Consider the following 23,212-nt stretch of genomic DNA (forward strand, 5'->3'; position numbering starts at 1 on the left):
AGAACCTACCCGCACAAACACGAACGCTACAAGGAAACGAGCCGTTAAAGTCTAGCGCCGCGGGTAAAATTTTTGTCCCGATTCAGCCCGATTTTCCGATTAGAGCCCTCAGAGGCGCTTGGCGCTGCGGAACAGCCCGGCGTAGAAGCCATTGCCGTCGATGCGGGAGACACCGCCGTTGTCCCCGATGGTGGGGCCGTTCTGCTCCTTGCGGCTGGAGACGAAGACGCGGTGGCCGTCGGTGTCCAGCCCCAGGTAGAGGGCGACATGGTCCATATGATCGCCGGTGCGGTGGTCCATCTTGAAGAACAGCAGGTCACCGGGTTGGAGAACGTCGATATTGGTGGGCCGGGTGTACCAGGGGCCGGGGCCCTGGATCTTGATCACATCGACGCCGACCTTGGAGCGGGCCATGCCGTTGGCGGTGCGCGGCAGGCCGTCGCCGAGGGAGTTGCTCGCCATCAGGGGGTAGCGGGCCCGGTAGCCCATGACCATGCGGATGAAGCCGGAGCAGTCCAGCGCCCGGTAGCGCTCCTTGCGCGCGGCCATCGTGGTGCCGTCGCGGAAGGTGTAGGAGATGCCCAGGTAGTCGTAGAAGTCGTTCTGCTCCAGCCGGTCCACACCGTCCGGTTTGAACGGCCCGAAGACCGCGTCGCCCGCGTACGGGATGCCCTGGGCGTCCTTCTTGACCGGTGCGCCCGTCACGTACTGGAACGCGATCGCGAACAGGTCCTCCTTCTTGCTGCCGTAGTTCTCCTTGAACCAGTCCTTGAACCACTGCTCCTTCTCGGCGCCCTCGGCCCACGGCTCCGGCATCAGCCGCACCCAGTCCTCGGTGATCACCTTGGACTTGGTGTTGGCGGGCTCGCTGAAGGTGCGGGAGGGGCCGCGCAGGGTGGCGGTGCGGGCGTGGTCGGTGAAGGTGGCGAGGATCTGGCCGTTGTCGCCGCGCAGGATGGTGCGGGCGGGGTTCTTCAGCCGCTCCCAGGTCTGCTTGCCGCTCTGCTGGCCGGTGCCGTTCTCCAGGTTCGGCTCGTCGATGACGGCCTGGGTGGCGGGCGTCTTGTCCTGCTCGTCCTTCCTGAGCTCCACGGTCAGATAGCCGCTGGCGCCGAGCAGCGCGAGCACGGTGACGGCGTGCAGTACGGGGCGTTTCTTCTTCGCTGGCATGGGATCGGCTCCGGTGGTGGGTCAGGCGGACGGCATGACGCCGAGGAGGATTCCGGCGGTGAGGACGACATAGGCCATCAGCGTCACCGACCCGGTGGACAGCAGGGTGGCCCCCCTGGGCTGGCGGACCAGCTGGTAGGCGATCAGGCCGGGGACGATGAAGCCGAGGGTCTGGTTCGCGTACATCAGCGGGAACTCGATCGACAGGATGATCATCACGGTCGCCTGGAGGGTCACGCCGAGCAGCACGACCGCGGCGAAGAGCCGCTTGCCGTAGAGGATCACGTACTTCTGCATCAGCAGCGTGCCCACATAGGTGAGCACCGTGACACCGACGACCATGGCGGCCCGCTGGAGATCCTCGACGAGGGTCAGCGCCAGCCAGCCCGGGGTGATCATGCCGCCGGGCGAGAGGTTGGTGGTCAGGTAGCAGACCAGCGAGAAGAGCAGCCCGATCGCGATGCCGATGGCGGCGATCTCAGGGGTGAGGACGGAGGGGATCAACGCTGCTGCTCTCCTGGGTTCTGCCACTGCTGGGAGTCGTCGGCGGGCGGGGTGGGCGGGACCCGCGGCTCGAACAGGCCGCGGGGCTGCGGGGCATCGCTGGACCGCGGGGTGTCGGGGGTCGGTACCACCGCGGGCCAGGGCTCCCGGGAGCCCTGGTCGGGTGCCGTCCGCGGGTACGGCAGCTCGGGGGTGCGCTGATGCGGTACGCGCACCTGGGACGCGTACCGGTTCTCGTACGCCTCCGGGTACCCCTGGTAGGGGTCCAGGCGGGGCGCGTACAGCTGGACCGTGTCCACGTACTCGACATGGCGCTCGCCGCCCGCCGGTGCGGTCGGTGCCGCCGGTGTGTCATCGGCGCTCTCGTCGGGCGGCAGCTCGGCGAGGTGCTCCAGGAGGATCTCGCCCTGGCCGTGGATGTTGCCGATGGCGACCAGGGAGGAGTCGGGGCCGAGGCGGCCGAGCAGCTCGGCCATGAACTCCTCGGGATCCCGGCGGTCGCCGCCGAGGTCGACCGCGCGGTCCCGGTACTGGGCCGGGATGGCGTCGATGGCGGACTTGGCCGGGTGGCCGATCACGAAGACCTGCTCCGGGTCGAGGTCGGGGATGATCTCGCCCATCTGGCCGTTGCGCTCGACCCGGTCGGGACGGCAGTTGATGACCACGTTGAGCGGGCGGTGGATGGCGCCGAGGTCGAGCAGCTGGTTGATGTTCATCAGCGTCGACTCGGGGTCGTTGGCCGCGAAGACGTTGGCGAAGCGCAGCTTCTTGCCGTCCTCGGTGGCGTACCGCTCGACGGAGAGGACGCCGGGGTCCGGCGGTGCGTCGTACATGCCCTGGAGGGCGGTCGCGCGGTCGACGCCCACCAGCTCGGCGACGGTGAGCGCGATGGCCACGTTCTCCTTGAAGGTGAACCAGCTGAAGCCGCGCAGCTCCTCGTCGCTGACCGTCGTGGGGTCGGCGTAGATCAACTGGCAGTTCCGGGCGTCCGCCTCCTCCTGGAGGATGTGGAAGCGGTCCTGCTCGGCGGTGACGCAGATGCCGTTCTCCGGCATGGACCGGCACAGTGACCGCGCCACGTCGTCCAGCGTGGGGCCCATCTCGGCGAGGTGGTCCTCGCGGACGTTGCACAGCACGCCGATGGTGGAGCGGATCAGCTTGGACTGGTTGATCTCCTGGAGCGCCGGCATGACCGCCATGCACTCGATGACGAGCGCGTCCGGGTCGTAGGCGGCGGCGCGGCGCACGATGCCGATCTGCTCGACCACGTTGGCGATGCCGAACTTGCGGTAGACGGGCTCCTCGGTGGCGTCCGGGTGGATGAAGCGGGCCGCCGTACCGGTGGTCTTGGCCACGGTGGTCAGCCCGCCGCCGCGCAGGGCGCCCGCGCACAGCCGGGTGATGGAGGACTTGCCGCGGATGCCGTTGACCAGGACCCGGGTGGGGATCACATCGAGGTTGGTCTGGTGCCGCCGCTGTTCGACGATGCCGGCGATCAGCAGGACGGCCTCGCACACCACGAGCACGGTGTAGAGGAAGAGCACGGTGGGGCCTCAGTTCCTTCCGACGCCGGCGGGAGTCCGGCTGCCGCCGTCCCGTTTGCGGGGCTGTCCCTGGAGCTGCTGCCGGATCAGCTCCAGGCTGCGGACCACGGCGCCGACCTCGTCGTGGTGGCGTGGGAACAGCACGGTCTTGCGGTCTCCCGCGGCGAGCGCCTCGGCCTGTCCGGCCAGGGCGCGCAGGGGCCGTACGACGACGATGTGCAGCCAGCCCAGGCAGGCGGCCGCGGCGGTCAGCCCCAGCAGACCGGCCAGCACGGTCCGGTTCTGGAGGCTGTACTCGGGGATCGCCAGGCCCGAGGCGGGCTGCCAGCTGGCCAGGGACCACTGGAGCGACTTGGCCGCGCCGCCGCCGCTGAACGGCGCGGCGGCCGCGACCCGTACCGTGCCGCCGCGCTGGACGGTGGCGCCTGCCTGCTTGGTGGCGAGCAGCGAGGTCATGTGCGAGGGCGCCTTCTCGAAGGCGATGTAGCCGGAGTCGCCGCCGATGACCCGGCCCTTGGCGTCCACGACGCGGACCTCGCCCATGCCCTGACGGCCCAGCAGCGCGTTGACGAACTCGATGCGGAACTCGCCGACGACGGCGGCGCCGCCCCGGCCGGGCGCCTGGGCGGTCGCGGTGACCACGGGCTTCTTGCCGCCCTCGCCGGTCACCTCGATGGCCTGCTTCGAGGGCCCCTTCCCGTCCTCGTGGTGGGGGCCGTCACCGGCCCGCGCGAGGATCTCGCCGTCGGCGCCGAGGACGTACATCGACTGGTAGCGGTCGTGGTCCTGCATGGTGCGCTCCAGGACCTTCTTCATGTCCTCGGGCGTGGTGCGGTCCCCGATCAGGGCGGCGACCGCGGAGAGGTCGGCGTGGCCCTCGTTGAGCGCGCGGCGCACCCGGTCGCTGAGGGTGACGGTGCGGGACTTCTGGTCGTGGACGAGCTGGACCGGGACCTTGACGGAGGAGTCGGCGCGGTTGAGCACCAGCATCAGCGGGACCGACCAGACGAGCAGCAGGACGGCGCAGACGGCGAGCAGGGCACGGGCGCCCAGGCCCTTGCGCACGGCCGGGGCCGGGGCGTCGGCGGGCTCGCCCTGGAGCTGCTGGCGCAGCCGCTCGAGGGCGGCGCCCACCCGCGCGGCCTCGCCGGCCCTGGGCACGCTCACCGGGCGGGCGAGGTCGCCGCGGGTGAGGCGGCGGCTCTCCAGGAACAGCCGGATCAGCGGGCGTTGCACGGTGCCCAGCAGCACCATCACCGCGAGCCCGCCGATGAGCAGCAGGGCGCCGGCGGCGGCCACGCCGAAGGCGGGGCGGGTGATCTGGGAGACCTTGGCGGAGACGTCGACCTGGGTGACGACGGTCAGCCCAAGGCTGCTGGCGGTGGTGGGCTCACCGGGCTGGGGCGGGGTGAGCGTGGCGTAGCCGCCGACGGTGCGGACGTCCTCGGCGGCGCCCCCGGTGAGGTGGCCGCTGACGCCGGTGTAGCCGCCCGCGCCGGGCTCCTTGGCCTTGATGGGGTGCTGTCGGCCCCTGCGCGCGGCGGTCTTGGCGAAGGAGGCGAGCTGCTTCCCGGCCCGCTCGCCGTCCAGGGCGCCGTGGCTGGAGAGCAGCCGGCCGGTGGAGTCGACGACGCCGATGGCGCGGCCGGGGCCGAGGTCGACACCGGGGAAGCTGAGGGTGCTCGAGGCGACGAGCAGTTGCTGCGGCCGGCCTTTCCAGGACAGCAGGGCGGGGATGATCAGCCGGGTCTGGCCGTTCTCCAGGCGCACCATCCGCGGGGCCAGTCCGTCACTGCGGGAGAGCTTGCTGAGATCGATCGCGCTCAGCGGGACGTTCTCGCCGCGGGCGGCGAGCATCTTGCCCGACTTGATCTCGATGACGGCGGTGCCACGCCACTTCTGGTAGACCTCGCCGACCTTGTCCAGGACGGTGTCGGCGGAGACCGGCTTGCCCTCGTTGAAGAGGGTCGCGGTGCCGGTGAGGTCGGTGACCGACTCGTCGAGCGACGCCCGCAGCGCGATGGCGCCGTCCTCGGCGACGTACTGCTGCGAGGTCAGCACCGCCTTGGGGACCAGAGCGTTGTCCGGTTTGCCCAGGGTGAGGGCGGTGATTCCCGCGAGGGAGAGAAGCAGAACCGACAGCACCGCTATGGGGGGACGAATACCTCCCACAAGCGACATGTCGGCCCTTCGGCGGACCTTGTGCCGCCGCTTCGAACGCGAAGCGGCCACGGATGGGCTCCTCTCATGCAACTCACACCACACAGAGCGCACTCGAGTGCGATCCGGACCGTCAGACAGCCAGACGGATCAAAGGGTTGCACATCTTAAAGAAAAAACGAGAAAACCTGTTTGGTCCCAACCAAGACTGGGCAAACGACGGTCTTGCATTCTTTGCCGGTCGTTCACCCGGACGTCATTCTTAGCCCGTCTCATCCCGATATGCCCCGGTAAAGCGGATGGTTACGATGAGGCGGTCATGGCGAAGGTACGAGCGAAGGCGATCACCGTGGCGGCCGTCACGGTCGCATTCGGCCTGCTCGTGGCGGCATTGAGCACATATACGATCGCCCGGTCGTCCGGAGACAACGGCCGTACGTCGGACGGCGCACGGGCCCCCGAGGTCCCGCTGGAGCGCAGGATCACCGACTTCACGGCCGGGTTCGCCCCGGACGGCGACTACCGGGAGCCGCGCCGCGCCGAACGCCGGGACGTCGCCGACGCGGTGGGCCTGATCCTCGACGGACACCCGGACCGCGCCCGTCCGCTCCTCGCCGACGTCGGCTTCCGGCTCCGTACGCTCACCGACACCGGCACCGGCCGCCGTTACGCCGAGCTGTCCGACCGCACCGCGGACGGACCCGACCCGCGCGGCTGGGCCCGGGTGTACGTGGACCTCTCCACGGCCGTCCGCTGGTCGGTCCAGGTGCCGCACCCGGTCTCCGACGCGGACACCGAACGGCTGGGCGCGCGCGTGCTCCTGGACTCCCCCGGCGGCGTCCTGGTGCTCGCGGGCGCCCACCGCAGGGCCGGGGAGGACGATGCCGCCGACGCCGCCCACCGCACGGACTCGGTCTTCGACGCGGTCTGCGACGAGCTCGCCCGGCGCCGGCTGCCGGGCGTCCAGATCCACGGTTTCGCCGACGACTCCGTGCCGGGCCGGGACGTCGTCGCCTCCACCGGCGAGGGCCGCGCGGGCCGCCCGGACGCCCGCCGCCTCGCGGCCGCCCTGACCGCGCGGCACTTCTCCGTCTGCCGCGCCTGGGCCCGCGATTGCCCCCTGGAGGGGCGCGACAACGTCCAGGGCCGCAGGGCCGCCACCGAACATGTGCCGTTCCTGCACATCGAGTTCGCGCGCTCGGTGCGCGCGAGCGACGGACAGATCCGGAACGCGGTGGCGGCCATCGGCACGGTGACCGGGCGGTGGGCGAAGGCCGACTCGGGCTGACCGCCGATCCCCTCCCCGGCCCCTTCCCGCTGCCAAGCGGCCTCGCTGAAGTCCGGTGCGGTTCGGCTCCGCCCCGAAGGGGCGCGGGGCCGTGTCGACGTGCGGCTCCGCCGCGGGGCGCGACCAGCCACGACGCAGCCGCGGATGAACGACCGCACCTCGCGGCACTTCCCGCCGAGCCCCGGGCCGGGGCCCGGGGCGGAGCCCCCCATGCGGCGGAGCCGCAAATCGTCAGGTGCCGGGAAGGGGCGGGGAGGGGGAACGGTCAGCCGCAGGCGGCCTAATCGCGGGCCGCGGCCACCGTGAACGCGCTCTTGACCGTCTGCGTCACGCTGTTGCCGTCCGCGTCGGTCCCGGTGACGCGCAGCGAGGCGTCCCGGCCCGCCGCGGTGTCCGGTGTGGTCCAGTCCGCGCGGAACCGGCCCTTGCCGAGCGCCGTGACGGCCGCCGCCGTCCACCGCTCGCCACCGTCGAAGGACACCTCGACCCTCGCCCCGGTGACCGCGGGCGCGGCCGCCGCACCCGGTGCGTGCCCGAAGCCGACGACGAGATGGTCGTCTCCGGCCGGGCTGGTGCCGTCCAGCGCGGCGCCGAGCCGGTAGTGCGGGACGACGACCGGCAGCGCCGAGCACTCGGCGGGCCCGTCGTACTCGCCCGCCTCCGAGACGCAGGTCCAGTCGTCCGGCACGGTCTGGGCGCCCGAGTGGCCCGAGGAGAAGGTCCACTCGGTGTGCGTGGTCAGCGACTGGTGGAACTCGCCGTTCGTCCTCGTCTGGTCGTACACCACCGTGTACGGGGCCTTCCGCGGCGGCACGGTCAGGACGCCACCGGAGACGCCGTCGCCCTCGTACAGGGTCGTATTCCCGGAGACCACCGCGAAGTGCGAGGAGGTGATGTCGGACGGGAACGCGAGGGCGTGGTGGCCTGCCGAGTCCAAGACCGTGGCCAGGGAGAAGGTGAGGGCGTCGCCCTTGCGGCACGCCGCGCAGTACCACGTCTCGTCCGCGGCGGCGCCCCGCGCGGGCTCGGTGAAGCCCGGGGCGAGCGGGCCGCGCAGCCAGTCGACCGTGGTGGTCCGGCCGGGCCGCGGCGTCTGCTTCCCGGACACGAAGCGCCGCTCCCCGGCCTTGAGCCAGCCTTGGTAGGTGGCGCCGGGCGAGCCACCGACGTACTCGATCCGTCGCGCCGGTGTCTTGAACGGCTCGGACAGCGCCTCACCGCTCGATTCGTACGGCAGATACATCAGGCGGGCGACCTCCTGGGCGCGGCCCGGCGTATCGCTGTGGTAGTTGGTCCGCACGGTGGTCAGTTGGCGTCCGGTGACCTTGTAGTGCTGGTTCTTCGCGATCACACCGGCGGGGTTGGCCAGCTTGAGGTCGTAGGAGTAGGGCGCGGCCGCGTCCGCGGGCGCCTTGCGGTGGGTGTAGACGTTGAAGCGCAGCTCGCCGGTGGTGACGGGGCGGCTGGAGGGCTGTACGTAGACGGGCGCGCCGCCGGCGACGCCGACGCCGTCGTTGACCGCCGCCTCACCCTTGGTGTCGTCGCGTCGGTAGTGGAGGATCAGCTGGTGCTCCTCGGCCGGGCGCGGGGTCGAGAAGGTGACCCGCTCGGTGGCCCTGCGCAGGTCGAGCACGACATCGGTCGCGGTGGCGCCGTCGGGGACGGTGAACTCGGCGGTGGCCATGCGGATGCCGGTCGACTCGCCCGCGGCGTCGAAGGCCGGGGCGGAGACCATGGCGCTGTAGCGGCCCGCGGGCACCTCGGCCGTCGCCTCGCCGTCGACGGCCTGGAGGGACGGCTCCCGGTAGCGGGTGGCGTCATCGACGTTGGCCAGGGCGAACGGCGTGGTGCCCGGGAGGGGCTTGCCGTCCGTACCGAGCACGGTGACCTTCACCGTTCGGCCCGCCACCGGATCGTCCCGCCGCGTGTGGTCCGCCCGCGCGGCCGGGCGCGGGGCGGCCCGTCCACCGGCCGTGGCGACCGCCGGTACGACGGAGGTGACGCCGCCGAACAGCGGGCCCTCGCCGACGGAGCCCTTCGCCGCCTCGGCGCCGACCTGCTTCGCCAGCGCCGCGCCGAAGGCGGGACCCGAACGCGGCGCCGTGGCGCCTCCCTTGGCCTCGACCCGTACCGGGGTGGTGGTCACCCCGGCCTCGGCGAGGGCGGAGACGTTGAACAACTCGAGGTCCAGGGTGCGGCCCAGATACGGCAGCGCGGTCAGCGGAATGACGAAGACATCGTTGTCCAAGCGGCGGGTGACATAGTCCGCCGCCGCTCCCGGCCGCGGCGCCACGACGACGCTCCCGTCCGCGCCGAGCGTGACGCGCTCGCCGGTGACCAGGGTGACGGTGCGGGCCGTGGCGTCAGGAGCCGGGGCGGCCACGGAGGTTGGAGTGGGCTCCGCAGGGGCGGCCAGGGCGCCGGGGGCGGGGCCCGCCGCCAGCCCTAGGGCGGCCAGGACGCATCCGGTCGCGAGTGCGCGGGAGCCGCGCGCCGGGGTTCCGCGCGCCGCGGTCCGTCTGATCCGTCGGTACCACATTTGGCAGATCCTTCCGTGACGGGGGATCAAGGACGCTGACGCCCACAGGTTCGTCCCCGGAAGAGATCACTTACAGGTACGGACCAAAGCTGGCCGATAAACGCCCCTCCCAGGCGCTAACCGAGCGCCCGTCACCGCCCACCACCACCCACCGCCGCAGCCGCCGCCCGCCGCCCGCCGCCCGCCGCCTCCGGCCAGCATCCGCCGCCTCCGTGGAGCGGCCACGGTGAATTCGGCCCCCATCCCCACGGAATTCACGCATCCGCCAAGGCCAATGGAAAGGATCTTTCCCCTTTCCCAGGCAGGAGGAGCCGGTGACCGCCGAAAGATCCAACGCGGAGGAGCCACGCTTAAGCATCCGTGGCCCCTCGCGACGCCTCCCCCTGCGGGGCCGTACCCTCCGTTCGCTGGTGACCGCGCTCGCCTTCCCCGTGGCCGGGCTGCTGGCGCTCACCGCGGGAGGGCATCTGCTGCTCCCCTTCGACGGGGTCACCACCCTCGAAGGCAAGATCGCCTCCAAGTCGGAGTTCTTCGAGGACGAGAAGGTCCAGCGCATCCTGATGAAACACGGCATCAGGGTGCACATCACCCGCATGGGGTCCCGGGACATCGCCACCACCGGCTTCGACGGCTACGACTTCGCCTTTCCTTCCGGCCAGCCCGCCGCCGACATGATCAAGAATGACCGCAAGAGCAAGAACGCGTACGCCAAGGGGCACTCGGCCTTCGTCAGCCCCATCGTCCTCGCCACCTACCGCGAATACGCCGAAACGCTGCGGGACAACGGCCTCGCCAGGCCGCGGCAGGGCATCGGCGCGGACGGGAACAGCCCGCTCTACTACACCCTCAATATGAAGAGGTTCATCGGGCTGAGTGCGGGCGGGAAGAAATGGAGCGATATCGGCATCGAGAAACACCGGACCACGAACGGCAACCGGATCCTGGCCCAGACCTCGAACATCTGCGAGGCGAACCACGCCGGGACGTATCTGGGGCTGGTCGCCTTCGTCGAGAACGGGAACTCCGTCCCGACGGACAACGCGGCGGCGGACCGTGTGGCCCGGATGATCAAGCCGACCCTGGTGTCCCAGGGGCTGCCCTCGGAGCAGATGTTCAAGACGTACGAAGTACCCGAGGGAAAGGGGCTCGCCCCGATCGTGGTGGTGTACGAGCACCAGTACTTCGCCTATCAGATACGGCAGCGGGAGCAGACCGGAAGGCCCGACTCGCAGCGGGTGCTGCTCTATCCCTCGACCCAGTTCCTGACCGAGCCCGAGTACATCGCGCTCACCCCCAAGGGTGACCGGCTCGGGGAACTGCTCGCCAGTGATGAGCAACTCCAGCGCCGGGCGATGGAGTTGGGCTTCCGCGTCCTGGACTCCAGCGGCAAGGCGACCAGCACCGAGCTGTACCGGTTCCTGGAGGACCAGGGCATTCCGGCGCCCGCCTCGGCGGCCGACGACACCAAGGCGACGCTGCCGAGCCTGCCGCTGCTGGAACGGATGATCACGTCGGTCGGCGACTGCCCGCCGCCGAACCAGACCCCGGAGACATCCTCATGAGGCGGCGTCCACACCCCCGGGACCCACACCCCCGGGGCCCGCGCCCCCGGGCCCAGCACACCCGGGGCCCGCGCCCCCGGGCCCCGCGCCGCCGGGTGGTCCTCGCGCTCTGCCTGGCCCTGCTCGGCACCGGCACCGCCTGTGGCTCCGGTGACGAGGACTCCACCACCCTGCGCGTACTGGCGAGTTCGGAGCTGCGGGACATGGAACCGCTGCTGGACGACCTGCGCCGGGACACGGGGGTGGACCTGGACATGGAGTACAAGGCCACGGTGGACGCCGGGGACGGGCTGACGCCCGGTGCGTACCACCACGACCTGGCCTGGCTCTCCTCCGACCGGTACTTCCAGCTCCGGCTCAAGGAGTCCAAGAGCACCGCGAAGCCGCTCTCCACCACGACCATGCTCTCCCCCGTGGTCGTCGGTGTGAAGCCGGAGACGGCGCGGGCCCTGCGGGCGAGCGCGAAGGGCGGACAGGTGTCCTGGGCGGACATCGCCGACGCCGCCGCCGCGGGCTCGGTGCGCTTCGGCATGGCCGACCCCAAGCGCACCAACAGCGGCCTCTCCGCGCTCGTCGGCGTCGCCACCGCCGCGGCCGGAACCGGCAGCGCGCTGCGCGCCGAGGACATCTCCTGCGACCGGCTGCGCGGCTTCCGCACCGGCCAGAAGCTCACCGCGGACAGCAGCGCCGATCTGCGCGAGCAGTACATCGCCCACCAGGACCGGCTGGACGCCCTGATCACCTACGAATCGGAGCTGCTCTCGCTCAACGCCAGCGGCAAGCTCCACGAGAAGCTGGAGATCGTCTATCCGAAGGACGGCATGGTGCTGTCCGACTATCCGCTGCTCCTCCTCGACCCGGCCAAGCGCGCGGCCTACGACAAGGTGGTGAACTGGCTCAAGAGCACCTCGACGCAGAAGAAGATCATGGAGCGGACGCTGCGCCGGCCGCTCGGCGCGGACGTCCGCAGGGACCCGAGGCTGCGGGCGGACATCGGCAACGCGCTGTACTTCCCGGACCAGCGGTCGGTGGTGGACCGACTGGTCGAGGACTACGGCGACCCCCGGCTGCCCACCGCCCACCATGTGATCTTCCTCCTCGACTTCTCCACCTCGATGCGGGGTGCGCGGGTGGCCTCGCTGCGCGCGGCGTTCGCCGGACTCAGCGGCGCCGACACCTCCGCCACGGGGAAGTTCGTGCGGTTCTACCAGGGTGAGCGGGTCACCGTGATGCGCTTCGGGGGCCGTGTGCTCGCCGAGCGCGATGTCACCGTCGGCGGGCGACGGGACCTGGACTCCGTGAAGTCCTTCGTCGCGGCGGACGACTTCGACAACTCCACCGCCATCTGGTCCGCGCTGGACCACGCCTACGGAAAGGCGTCCGGCATCGCCCGCGACCACCCCGGACAGCCCATCTCCATCGTCCTCATGACGGACGGGGAGAACACCTCCGGCATCACCCGCCGGGAGTTCGAGCGCCGGTACGCGGCACGGTCGGAGACCGTCCGCTCCGTCCCCACCTTCCCGCTGCGGTTCGGCGAGGCGGACACCGCGGAGCTGACCCGGGCGGCGCGTACGACCGGCGGGCGCATGGTGGACGCCGGCGCCCGCTCCCTTCCCGACGCCTTCAAGGAGATCCGTGGCTGTTGACAGCGGAATGTGGTGGAGCGTCTGGTGGCCCTGGATGCTGGTGTGGCTGGCGACCGCCGTGAGCCTGATCGCCGTCGTGGCGTGGCTGGCGGTCCGGGCGCACCGGTACCGCAAACGGCTCAGATCGAGCCCGGAGAAGCCCACCGAGGGCATCTGCCTCTACCTCCACGACCGGGCCATCATGAACCTCTACGAGATGGGCCGTTACGAGAAGGCGCTGGAGCGGGAGGTCCAGCACCGGATCACCCGCACCGCGGACGGCTCGCTGCGGGCCCGGCTCTTCGGCGTGGGCGTCAGCGGCGGCCGGAACGTCAGCCGCGAGGAAATCAGCATGTACATCGAGAGCGCCAAGCCCATCACGGCGATCGGCCTCATCGTGGACACCCTCGAACGGGCCGACGCCATCGTCCACGGCGACCTCAGGACCGGCACCATCACCCGGAACCACGCCCTGGAACGGGCGCTGGACACGATCGACCGCCCGGGCCCCGGGGCCGCGGAGAGCGTCCGACTGCGCGACATCGAGGACTTCGTCTCCATCAGGGGCCGGTTCCGCAAGGCCGGCCAGACCCCCTCGCGCACCGTCTTCCTCGCCCCGTACGGCGACCCCGAGAACCCGGCCGAGGGGCCCCAGGTGCGCGTGGTCTGCGCCACCGACGGGCTGCGCAACGACGACAGCCACGAGGGCACGTTCCCGGCGCGCTGTCTGGGCAAGGTGCGCGACTGGGACCCGGGGACCAGTGAGCTGACCATCGAGGCCATCGCCATCTTCAGCTGAACCGGTGACCGATCCCACCGGAAACCGCCGTTAACCGGACGGGGTTCACAAAGGGTTTTTCTCAGGGCCACTCAGCGCAATGGACTTTGACTTCTCAAAACACCGGAGACGACAACGGAATGCCGATCCGAGCGACCACTTGACCGCTACATCCGCCTTCAAACGGCCTTCCGTCGAGATTTTGGTGACATTTGGCGTCGCGGCACTGTCCCCTTACGACATGACTGCTTTACGTTTCTCTTTTCCCGCACCACCACGCACAGCACCACCAGGCACACTTACAGGGGAACCGTGCTCACTCAGGACTCGACCACGCAAGGCGCCTCGAGCGCACCGGATACGGAGGCGCCACAGACCGGCGAGCGGCCCAAAGCGCCCGCCCGGTCCAAGAAGGCCGCCATTCTCGGCTGGGCGGTCACGCTCAGCCTCAATGTCGTCGCACCGATCGTCACGTACAACGCACTGCGCGACCACGGCTTCAGCGAATTCGCCGCGCTGCTGATCAGCAGCGGCTGGCCGGTGGTCGACGGCGCCGTCCATCTCGCCTGGCGCCGCCGTCTCGATGAACTCGCCATCGTCACCCTGGTGTTCATCGTGATCACGGCCGTGGTGTCGACCGTCGGCGCGCACTCGGCCCGGGCGCTGCTGATCAAGGACTCGTGCGTCACCGGGCTGTTCGGGGTGCTGTGCCTGGCGACGCTGCTGGCGCCGCGCCCCCTGATGTTCTACCTGGGGCGCAAATTCGCCACCGACGGCACCGAGGCGAGCACCGCCTGGTGGAACGGTCTGTGGCACGTCGATGGCTTCCGCAGGGCCATGATGACGATGACGACCGTCTGGGGCGTGGCCTACTGCATCGAGTCCGCGGTCCGGGTCGTGCTGTCGTACACCCTGAGAACCGACACCATGGTGGTCCTGAGCCCGGTGCTGATCTACGCCGTGCTGGGCTCCCTCGGCACATGGACGGCCCTTTACGGCAAGCGGTCGCGCCGCAAGGGCCAGGCCCGCGCTGCCGCCGCGGCGGCAGCGGCAGCGGCCCAGGCGAACGCCGAAGCCGGGACCGAGGCGGAGCCCGCGGCGGCGGCCGAGGCCTGACCGACGGCCCGCACCGGGAGGCCGGGCGCTGAGAACTCCGGCGTCCGGCACCGACGTTGGTGTGGGAAGCTGTTCGCCAGTCGAACGCGGGCGGGGGCCGTGACGGTCGTCGAGAGGAGACTTGCGTTGACGGAGAACGGCTTCCGCGCCGAGGAGATCGATACCAGCAGGCCGCACCCTGCCCGGATCTACGACTACCTGCTGGGCGGCAAGAACAACTACGAGGTGGACCGCGAGGCCGGTGACCGGCTCGCCGCCGCGGCGCCCGAGGTGTGGAGCGGCGTACGGGCCAACCGTGACTTCCTGCGGCGCGCCGTGCGCCATGTGGTCGACAGCGGGATCCGGCAGATCCTCGACATCGGCACCGGGCTGCCCAGCTCCCCCAATGTGCACGAGATCGCGCGTGAGGTGGCGCCGGATGTGCGCGTGGCGTACGTCGACAACGACCCGATCGTCAACACATACGCCAATGTGCTGCTGCGCGGCTCGGCCGCGACCAGCATCGCGCTCGCCGATCTGCGCGATCCGCGGGCCGTCCTGGACCACCCCGAGGTCCGTCAGGTCATCGACTTCGAGCAGCCGGTCGCGCTGCTCCTCGTGGCCATCGTCCACTTCCTCACGGACGCGGAGCGGCCCGAGCGGGTCGTCGCCACGCTGCGCGACGCGCTGCCCGCCGGGAGCTTCCTGGTGCTCTCCCACGCCACCGGCGACTTCGCCGACCGCAGCGCCGCCTCGGCCGTCTACAACACCGCCACCGCCACCTTGAACCTGCGGTCCCGCGACCGGATCGAGCGGTTCTTCGACGGCTTCACCCTGGTCGAGCCCGGTGTGGCCGAGGTCCCGTTCTGGCACCCGGACGCCCCGCCGCCGACCCGGCCCGGGGAGATCGGCTACTACGGCGGGGTGGGGCGCAAGACCGGCTGAACCGCCGCGCGCGGCCGGCGGTAGGCGTCAGGAGGGGCAGGCGTTCTTGGAGCCGCTCCGATAGGTGCGGTAGAGGCCGGGCGCGCCCGGATCCCCGGAGTGCGGGCGCGGCGGGAACTCGACCACGGGCACGGGCTTGCACACGGCCCATTGGTCGTTCTTGCCCGGGCCCTCGAACCCGTACGTACCTCCGGCGCCGACCAGGCAGGAACTGCACCCGTCACCGGCGATGCTCGGGATGATGAGGGTGTTGTACACATCGTCCTTCGTCGGGATGCTCAGCGCCTCGGGCGCCTTCTTGCCGCCCTCGTTGATCTCGGCGAAGGTGCGGTCCACGGCGCCCGCGAGCAGGGTGAAGGCGTCGTGGTACATCACCGCGTAGCCGTCGTCGAGCGGCTTGTCCCCCAGGTTGTGCTGTTTCTCGATCTCCTCGAACCGGTCCAGGAAGCGGCCGAGCGCCTTCTTGCTCTTCCCCGCCCACCAGGCGGGGTCGACGGCGGAGGCGTCGACGATCGTGGCGCGTGCCTCGTCCAGCCATCGGCGGGGCGCGTCCCCGGTGAGCGTGGGCTCCAGGCCGATGCCGACCTTCAGGATGCGCAGCGTCGTGGTGCGCCCGCAGCTGCCCTCCTGCGCCATGCGCTCCATGAAGGCGGGGAGGTCCTGGTCGCGGCCCGCGAAGAAGACCGTGTCGGACTTCTCGTTGCAGATCTTCTGGACGGCGTCGGTGAACCGCTGGGGGATGCCCTTGTCGGTTCCGGAGGTGCCGGTGAAGTTCGAGTTGTGATTGGTCAGGTCGTACGCGTCGCCGAAGTGCCGTTCGAAGACGCTGCGCAGGTTCTGGGAGTAGACGTCCTCGCTGCGGTTGTCCCAGACCAGGAAGCCTCTGTGCCGGGCCGGCCGTCTGTCCAGGTAGAGCTTGAGGGCTCGGGCGAACTGGTCGTTGTTGGGGGAGGTCTTGAAGAAGTACGGGGAGTTCATGTTGGCCGCGGTGATGACGGGGCCGACGGTGGGGATGCTGTGCTTGCTGAGCGCGGCGATCGCCTTACGGGTCTCCGGTGTGCTGCTGGGGATGCCGGTCACGCCGACCAGCGGCGCCCGGGTGTCCTTGGTCAGCTCGGCCAGACGGTCGACCACGGGCTCCCACTGGTCGAGGTTGCGGCCGTCGGGGGCGAGCAGCAGCTGGTAGTGCGGTCCGCCGAAGCGGTTGGCCTGCCGCTGGGCGGCCAGGGCGCCCGCGATGCCGCGGCGGATCATGTCCGCCGTCATGGCGCTGTGGTCGTCCGCGGTGAAGGGCATCATCAGCGCGATGCGTACGTACGGGATCCTGGGTCCGCTCGGCGGGTCCTCCCAGTCCCGCTTCACCCGGGCGTTCTCGTCCGCCACCGCCCCGATGAGGGATTCGATGCCCGGGTCCGCCTCGAAGGCTTCCTCGGTGACGCCCACGCAGTCCCCGTCGACGTCCCGCAGGTCGTCACCGCACCTGCCGGGGCCCTGCGCCACGTTGACGGCGACGGTGATCGCGGCGGCGACCAGGGCGCCGATGCCGACGACGGCCAGCCATTCGAGCGGCCCCCACTCGCGGGGGTGCCGGCGGAACAGACGGAGCAGCATGCTTCCTCACTGACCGGAGATAGGGAAGGGGCGCTTCTTCCGTGCCGCCGTGGGCCAGTTGCGGGCCGCCTGGCCCAGGACGGCGTGCCAGGACGGATGGCGCGGTGAGAGATAGGCCAGCTCCTCGCCGACCGCCTTGCACATGTCGGGGTCCGGCTCGGCGTGCGGCTCGGAGACATGCCACAGGGCGTGCAGCAGCCGGTTGACGCAGCGCTCGATCTCGTGCAGCTCGGCGTACCGGCCGTCGTGCGCGCCGAGGGCGATCTGCGTCCGTTCGTCGGTCCACTCCTCGGCCGGTGGGGTGGGCGCGGTGGCCGCGTACTGGAGGCACAGCAGCCAGTGGGCGGCGGCGTGGGCGTCCTTCTCCGACTGGAACTCCTCCGTCAGCATGGCCACCACCGTCTCGGCGTTTCCGGCCGCGAGGGTGTGCCGCAGCGCGTCGGCCTCGCCGCTCTCACCGCGCTGGGCGTGGTGCATCCGCAGGAAGCGGTGGATGTCCTGCCAGCTGCGGCCGTCCTCGGCCCGCGAGGAGGTGCGGCGCGCCTCGTGCACCAGCAGGGTGCGCAGCAGCGCGTCGGTGACCAACGGCTGGTCGGGCGGGGTCAGCTGCTGCCACTGCTGCTCTTCGAGGTAGTCGGTGGCGGAGTTGGCGGGCAGCTGGTCCGGGCCCTGGAGCCGCAGGTGCTCGGCCAGCGCCTCGGCCGCGGTGCTGTCGCGGGCGAGCGAGAGCAGGGTCAGCCGGTCGCGCTGGCGCCGGTCCGGGAGCAGCCGCTCCAGGAGCGCCTCGGTGACCGGGCGGCCGTCCTTCGCGTTCAGCTCCAGGAGGTCGCGCGGGCCCACGCCGCGGCCCCGCTTGGTGGCGTCCAGGACCGCCGCGCACAGCACGGTGGTCACCGCGGGGTGCCCGCCGGTCAGGGAGTGCACGGCGGAGGCCAGATAGGGGTGGAGCGGCCGGGCGGGCCGGCTGGGCACCAGGAGGGGCAGGATGTCGTCCCGGCTCAGCGGGGTGAGCGGGACGGCGAGCAGCCCGGCGGACGGGGCCAGGCCCCTGCGCTGCCAGCCGGAGGACTTCACCAGGTCGGGCAGGTCTCGGCGGACGGCGTCCGAGGCGTCCTCGGGTAAGCCGCCGAGGCGGGTGGCCACGACGACGAGCTCCTCGTGGTCGGGGCGCTCGGGCAGCGCCCGGTGTTCGAGGAGCAGGTCGAGGAAGTCCTGGCCGGGCGGGCAGTGGGCGTCGTCGAGCAGGATGAGCGGCCACGGTTCGCGGTTCCACCGCTGGAGCCTGCCGTAGGAGGAGGCGACATCGTGCAGGAAGGCGGCCATCAGGCTCTGCTCGGCCGCGTGTCGGTAGTCGCCGCCGCGCTGGAACCACTCCCCAAGCAGCACCAGCGGATCCTGGCCGTCCGCGCCGCGCGGAAAGCGCCGCCGGTACCACTCCTGTGCCGCGGCCGGCTGGTACCGGTCGGTGTACTCGGCCACCACGGCGGCGGTGACCGCGTCCCGGCCCCACTCCGCGTCGGCCTCCGCGTCGATGGTCTCCAGACGGCCCTCGACGGCGGTGGCCCAGGCGTGCCTCAGCGCGTTCTCGTCCCCGCCGGCGAGGCGGCAGGCGAGCAGCAGCCGGGCGAACCCCAGACACGCGGCGTCCCGCTGCTCGCCGTTGCCGTGGTACCAGCCGGAGACGGCGAACAGGCCGGGCACCAGGACGGGGAAGCGGCGGCGCAACGCGGGGGCGAGCCCGCACACCAGCTCCACGAGGATCTCCACCAGGGTGGCGGCGGTGGGGGCGCCGCCGTCGGCCGGGGTGCGCGGGAAGGGGACGGACTCGGTGGCCACGGCCCGGACGTGGGCCAGCGGCAGCCGGTCCCGGTAGCGCGCCGCCAGCTCTTCCAGGACGGCGCTGCGCCCCATGCCGTGATACCCCGTCAGCAGCACCACGGGCAGATCGCCCTGGTGCTCCCGGCCGGCCCGGGACCGCTCGTCGTAGGCCAGGCCGGTCAGCCGGGGAACGAGCGAGCGCAGCACCGGGTCCCGGCCATAGAGCGGTGACCCTTCCGATACGCCCATTCCGTCGCGACCCGCCTCAGTCGTCCTCTGCTGCCCGGCAGCCGAGACCTCGGAGACGGGCGGCACCGCTCCCCCGAGACATCAGCCGCTGACATCCGTACCAACTACGCCTACAATCCTGAATTTACCCCTTGGGTAAACATCCCACCAGGTGAACGCGGCACCGTCGCGGATAGTGCCGGTCAGGGGTGCGGATAGATGTCGAGGTCGACGCTCTCGGGGAGCGAGTCGGCACCGCGGATCTCGCCCGGGTAGACCAGCCGCACCCGGCGCAACCGCCGCAGCCCGGCGAGGGACGCGAGATCGAGCTCCGCCACCTGCGACAGATGGATCTCCTCGAGTCCCGGAAGCCGCCGGGCTATTCGCCGCAGCGGCACCGCGACACCGGCCCTGGCCCACACATCCAGGTGAGTGACCTGCGGTATCTCGGTGCGGGGCGCGAACAGCAGCATGCTCAGCTGCTGCGGGGAGAGCGTCAGCTTGCGCAGCTGGGGCAACTCGGCGATGAGGGAGCCCCATTCATCCGGCGTCAGCCGCTCGCTCGCGTCCTGGAGTCGCAGCTCCTCCAGCTCCCGGCACTCCACGATCCCCGCGAGCTGCGCCGCCGACGACGGCAGGGAGAGCAGCCGCAGCTCGGCGGGGCGGGGCAGGTCGGACAGGCCGCGCCAGGGCACCTCGGGCCCGATGAGGAGCCCTTCGAGACGGGGGCAGTCCGCCAGCTTCAGCAGCGGCTCGAACTGCGGCAGGTCCCGCAGCTCCAGTCGCAGCAGCCGGGGCAGCCGGGTCAGCGGCGCGGGGTCCTTCACGTTCCGGCAGCCCTGGAGGGCGAGGGTCTCAAGACCCGGGTAGGCGGAGAGCAGATCGAGGTCCTCCAGCTGGAGGGTGTTGCGCAGGCGCAGCTCGCGCAGCTGGTGGGGGTCGAGCGCGGCGCGGATCGCCTCGGGGGCGAAGTCGCCGTGCAGGCCCACGCGTTGATAGCCGGACATGGTGCGCAGGGCCTCCAGCTCGGCGTGGGAGCGCACCGTGACGATCTCCTCGGGCGCGGTGTCGAGGAGCGGCCGTACGATCTCCTCGGCGTACACCTTGGTGTCGAACCGGTCCCAGTGGGCGAGCAGTTGAGCGCGCACCGCGGGCTGGCCGGTGCCCAGGAACTCCCGGAGCCTGGGGATGGCGGCGTCCCCGCCGATCTGGCAGATCGCGTGGACGGTGGCCAGCTCCTCGTCGCCCTCCAGGTCCTTGGCATCGGGCAGCAGACCCAGCAGCAGCGGGCCGGTCTGCGCGAGTGACCTGGCCTCCCGCAGGCTGCGCGGCGGAAGCAGCCGCGCGGCCCGGTCCTCGATGGCCTCGCGGACCGTCGGCTCCAGCCGGGTGGCCTGTTCGAGGGAGGCGAGCGCGAGGAGCCGTAACCGCGCCTGGATCGTCGCGTCCTGCTCCCGGTCGCCCCGCTCACGCAAACGGGTCAGCAGGTCGGCACGCTCTTGGTGTCGAGCCTGTGCCACGGCCATCTGCACCACGTCCTCCCACTGGTCCAGGTGTGCGTTGTTCACCAGCATGCCCATATCGCGCTCCTCCAGCACGGCCCTGGCGCCGAGGAAGTCCTGGAAGGTGCGGTGGATGAAGTTGACCGCGCCCGGGGCCGGTTCGCGCAGCAGACCGGAGCGCTCCAGCAGATGCTGAAGAGTCTCCTCCGCCGTTCCCACTTCCGCGAGGCGGGGCACGGACGGCTGGAGCCGCCGCACCACGTTCACCGCGTCCGGGCGGTCCAGCTGGGTCCGCTCGTTGCGGATCAGCCAGTACGCGAGCCTCTGGAGCGGCTCGGTGGCCGACTTCTGGTCCAGGACCGGCTTACGGCTGCGCCCGTACACCTCGCGCTCCAGGTCGCGCCGCTCCAGGAGCATGGACAGCGCCGCCTCGTAGAGGGAGGCGCGGCCCTGGGGCAGAAAGCCGCGCCGCTCCCGGTGCAGGGCGCAGATCAGGCCGCACATCAGCGGGTTGGTCGCCAGACGGCTCAGCTCGGGGCTGCTGCGCAGGGACTGGGTGAGCGAGTCGCCGAGCTCCTGCGAGGCCCCCGCGGCCGTGTGCCAGCGCCGGATGAACTGCTTCATGTCGGCGGGCCGCAGCGCGGCGAGCGCGAACTCCTGGAAGCCCTCGCGGGCCAGCCAGCCCCGTTCGAGGGCGGCGGGGCGGGAGGTGAGCAGCCACAGGTTGCCGGGGAAGACGGCGAGCAGCTTCCTCAGCCAGGCCCGTACGCGGGTCCGGTCGTCCTTCGGGATCTCGTCGGCCCCGTCGATCAGGAGCACTCCGCGCCCGTGCCGCAGCACCCGCGCGGCCCAGCCGTCGGGCTCGGTGCCCACCAGCGGGCAGCCGATCCAGCGCAGGAAGTCGTCGGGCATCGGCAGCTCGGAGTCCTTGCGCGCCAGGGTGCGCAGCGGCAGCACGAACGGGACCCGCCCGAACAGCTGGGACAGCCCGCCCGGCACCCGCTCCTGCTGCGCCGTGGAGAGCGCCAGCCACTGGACGAGGGTGGTCTTGCCGGTGCCGGCGACCCCGCGCAGCAGGACCCGCTCGTGGGTGGCGAAGACCGCCTCGGCCGGGCCCGGGGCCCGCTCGGTCTCGGTGTCCCGGTCGGCGCCGGGCTCGCCGTTCACCACCGGCACCCGGTCGGTGCCATCGCGGTACGGCCTGGCCTGGAGGCTCAGATACGCGGTCTCCAGCGGCCAGTCCTGGCCGTCCGGTTCGCGCAGGTCCACACCGTAGATGGTGAGCCTGCCGTGGCACTCGACGACGTAAGCCGCGTACTCCTCCTCGAACTGTTCGTCCTGGCGGCTGATGTCGGGCAGCCGCCGCAGGATGGCGTCCAATTTCTCGCTCTGCTCCCGGATCTCGCGGCTCTGCTCGATCTGGGCTCGGGCCGCGAACCCGGGCCGCTGGCTGAAGAAGCGCATGAGGTGGACGCAGGCCGTCTCCAGGAGCCGGTCGTGGAAGCGGGCCGCGTCGTCGCTGAGGAGCCTGCGGGTGTCGGGGCCCGCGCGCCGGGACAGCTCGGCGGCCAGCCGCTCCGGGCCGAGCGCGAAGGCGTGCACGTCGTCCATGTCGAGATCGCCGAGCGCGTGCAGGGTGCGGGTCAGCGCCTGCCCCACGGAGTCGTGCTCATCGGCGCCGATCGGCGGATCGTGCGGCCCGGCGGCCCGCACGGCGCGGCGGACCAGCTCGCGGGCGAGCTTGTGCAGATCGTCCTCGGTGAGGGTGCGGTGCTCCTTGGCGAACGAGACGAGCCGGCGGATCGGCACGGGCCGTTCGCCGTACTCCGCGCCGGGCGCGCTCGCGGGCGGCAGCAGCAGTCGTTTGATCACCGGCACGACCACTGCCGAAGCGATCCGCAGCCCCACCGTGCCGCCGTCCACAGCAGCCCCTCCCTCGCGGCGTCGGCGCGCGCCCCCGCCGAGCCCGTGCAACCGCTCACATCCCGCTCACCATAGCCGCGAAGAGCCCTCGGGGGTCAGGGTTCAGGTCACGGTCCGCGGGGCGCGAAGTGCCGTGGCACCGGTACGGTTTGGCCCATGGATGCTTCCTTAACACGTTCCGCCGACGACAACTCCGGGGCGTCGGCGGTCATCACGACCACCGCGCGCCAGCTGCTGGTGAAACTGGGCGCCGGAGGGCTGTCCCCGGCCGCCGTCGCCCAGGAGAGCGGCCTGTCCGTCAGCGAGGTGGAGGCCGTCTTCCCGCACCGGGACGATCTGCTGACCGCGCTGCTCATCGACGCCTACAACGACTCCGGTGCCGCGATGGAGGAGGCCGACCGGGCCGCCCGGGACGCGGGCGCGTCGGCGGGCGCGCGGCTGCTCGCGGTCACGCGGGCGCTGCGCCGGTGGTCCTTCGCCAACCCCGGCGAGTTCACTCTGGTCTACGGCTCGCCGGTGCCGGACTACCACGCCCCGCAGGAGACCGTCCCGCCCGCCTCGCGCACCCCCGCGGTGCTGGCCGGCATCGTGCGGTCGGCGCTGGAGGCCGGTGAACTCACCGCGCCCCGGCGGCAGGTGCCGGGGCCGCCGCTGCTGCTGCCGGAGGCGGTGCAGCTGTTCGGCGGCACCCCCGAGGCCCCGTTCTCGGACCTCATCGAGCGCGGCATCGTGCTGTGGAGCAGCCTGATCGGGCTCCTGGTGTTCCAGGTCTTCAGCCGCACCCATGACAGCGTCCGGGACGAGACCGCGTTCTTCGACTACGCCGTCGCCGTCGCGGCCGAAGGGATCGGACTCGTGGTTCCCTTGGGCGAGAACACCGACTGAATCGTTCGCCGCGTGCGCGGCACCTGTGGGGG

15 protein-coding genes are annotated in these 23,212 nt (G+C 71.4%); 7 read left to right on the top strand and 8 right to left on the bottom strand.

All coding sequences use genetic code 11. The features are described from left to right. Window positions 1-108: 108 nt before the first annotated feature. From ABD329_RS17925 to ABD329_RS17940, 4 genes are read right to left on the bottom strand one after another with little or no spacing between them, the layout of a single operon-like run. Entirely contained in the window at window positions 109-1,170 is a 1,062-nt protein-coding gene (locus ABD329_RS17925) for an NlpC/P60 family protein (RefSeq protein ID WP_198281445.1), read from the bottom strand. A gap of 21 nt (window positions 1,171-1,191) precedes the next feature. After that, window positions 1,192-1,674: a poly-gamma-glutamate biosynthesis protein PgsC/CapC gene (locus ABD329_RS17930; RefSeq protein ID WP_020866790.1), complete on the bottom strand. Its 483-nt coding sequence runs from the start codon at window positions 1,672-1,674 to the stop codon at window positions 1,192-1,194. After that, a complete protein-coding gene (gene pgsB, locus ABD329_RS17935; RefSeq protein WP_344316622.1) occupies window positions 1,671-3,218 on the bottom strand; it encodes a poly-gamma-glutamate synthase PgsB in 1,548 nt (515 codons plus the stop codon). The genes ABD329_RS17930 and pgsB overlap by 4 nt, the downstream gene beginning before the upstream one ends. 9 nt (window positions 3,219-3,227) lie before the next feature. After that, window positions 3,228-5,399, bottom strand: coding sequence for a HAMP domain-containing protein (locus ABD329_RS17940; RefSeq protein ID WP_198281374.1), 2,172 nt, complete (start codon window positions 5,397-5,399; stop codon window positions 3,228-3,230). Between the two features lie 298 nt (window positions 5,400-5,697). On the opposite strand from ABD329_RS17940, the gene ABD329_RS17945 reads away from it, so the two are divergent. Further along, on the top strand, window positions 5,698-6,666 hold the full coding sequence (locus ABD329_RS17945; protein WP_344316624.1) for a hypothetical protein: 969 nt from the start codon (window positions 5,698-5,700) through the stop codon (window positions 6,664-6,666). Window positions 6,667-6,946: 280 nt separating this feature from the next. Here the strand turns inward: ABD329_RS17945 and ABD329_RS17950 are convergent, their stop codons facing one another. Further along, a complete protein-coding gene (locus ABD329_RS17950; protein ID WP_344316625.1) occupies window positions 6,947-9,205 on the bottom strand; it encodes a hypothetical protein in 2,259 nt (752 codons plus the stop codon). 314 nt (window positions 9,206-9,519) lie between these two features. On the opposite strand from ABD329_RS17950, the gene ABD329_RS17955 reads away from it, so the two are divergent. From ABD329_RS17955 to ABD329_RS17975, 5 genes are all read left to right on the top strand, one after another. Continuing rightward, complete coding sequence (locus ABD329_RS17955; protein ID WP_309142714.1) at window positions 9,520-10,767, top strand: hypothetical protein; 1,248 nt, start codon at window positions 9,520-9,522, stop codon at window positions 10,765-10,767. Further along, entirely contained in the window at window positions 10,764-12,416 is a 1,653-nt protein-coding gene (locus tag ABD329_RS17960; RefSeq protein ID WP_344316627.1) for a vWA domain-containing protein, read from the top strand. The genes ABD329_RS17955 and ABD329_RS17960 overlap by 4 nt, the downstream gene beginning before the upstream one ends. Next, on the top strand, window positions 12,406-13,194 hold the full coding sequence (locus tag ABD329_RS17965; RefSeq protein ID WP_309142713.1) for a hypothetical protein: 789 nt from the start codon (window positions 12,406-12,408) through the stop codon (window positions 13,192-13,194). The genes ABD329_RS17960 and ABD329_RS17965 overlap by 11 nt, the downstream gene beginning before the upstream one ends. 291 nt (window positions 13,195-13,485) lie before the next feature. Then, window positions 13,486-14,289, top strand: a complete 804-nt coding sequence (locus ABD329_RS17970) for a VC0807 family protein (protein ID WP_309142712.1) — start codon at window positions 13,486-13,488, stop codon at window positions 14,287-14,289. Between the two features lie 126 nt (window positions 14,290-14,415). Next, window positions 14,416-15,213 (top strand): SAM-dependent methyltransferase, encoded by a 798-nt coding sequence (locus ABD329_RS17975; RefSeq protein ID WP_198277070.1) that lies wholly within the window; start codon window positions 14,416-14,418, stop codon window positions 15,211-15,213. 27 nt (window positions 15,214-15,240) lie between these two features. Here ABD329_RS17975 and ABD329_RS17980 read toward each other — a convergent pair whose 3' ends face one another. The 3 genes from ABD329_RS17980 to ABD329_RS17990 all read right to left on the bottom strand — a co-directional run bounded on the left by ABD329_RS17980 (window position 15,241) and on the right by ABD329_RS17990 (window position 22,295). Beyond that, window positions 15,241-16,824 (bottom strand): ABC transporter substrate-binding protein, encoded by a 1,584-nt coding sequence (locus tag ABD329_RS17980; protein WP_198277069.1) that lies wholly within the window; start codon window positions 16,822-16,824, stop codon window positions 15,241-15,243. 6 nt (window positions 16,825-16,830) lie between these two features. Then, window positions 16,831-18,891 carry an ATP-binding protein gene (locus ABD329_RS17985; RefSeq protein WP_198277068.1) on the bottom strand — a complete coding sequence of 687 codons (2,061 nt, stop codon included), beginning with the start codon at window positions 18,889-18,891 and terminating at the stop codon, window positions 16,831-16,833. 182 nt (window positions 18,892-19,073) lie between these two features. Then, a complete protein-coding gene (locus ABD329_RS17990; protein ID WP_198277067.1) occupies window positions 19,074-22,295 on the bottom strand; it encodes an NACHT domain-containing protein in 3,222 nt (1,073 codons plus the stop codon). A gap of 156 nt (window positions 22,296-22,451) precedes the next feature. On the opposite strand from ABD329_RS17990, the gene ABD329_RS17995 reads away from it, so the two are divergent. Next, window positions 22,452-23,180: a TetR-like C-terminal domain-containing protein gene (locus ABD329_RS17995; RefSeq protein WP_198277066.1), complete on the top strand. Its 729-nt coding sequence runs from the start codon at window positions 22,452-22,454 to the stop codon at window positions 23,178-23,180. Window positions 23,181-23,212 lie beyond the last annotated feature (32 nt).

The sequence above is a fragment of the Streptomyces javensis genome (genome assembly GCF_039525925.1).
In the GTDB taxonomy this organism is placed as follows: Bacteria; Actinomycetota; Actinomycetes; order Streptomycetales; family Streptomycetaceae; genus Streptomyces; species Streptomyces asiaticus.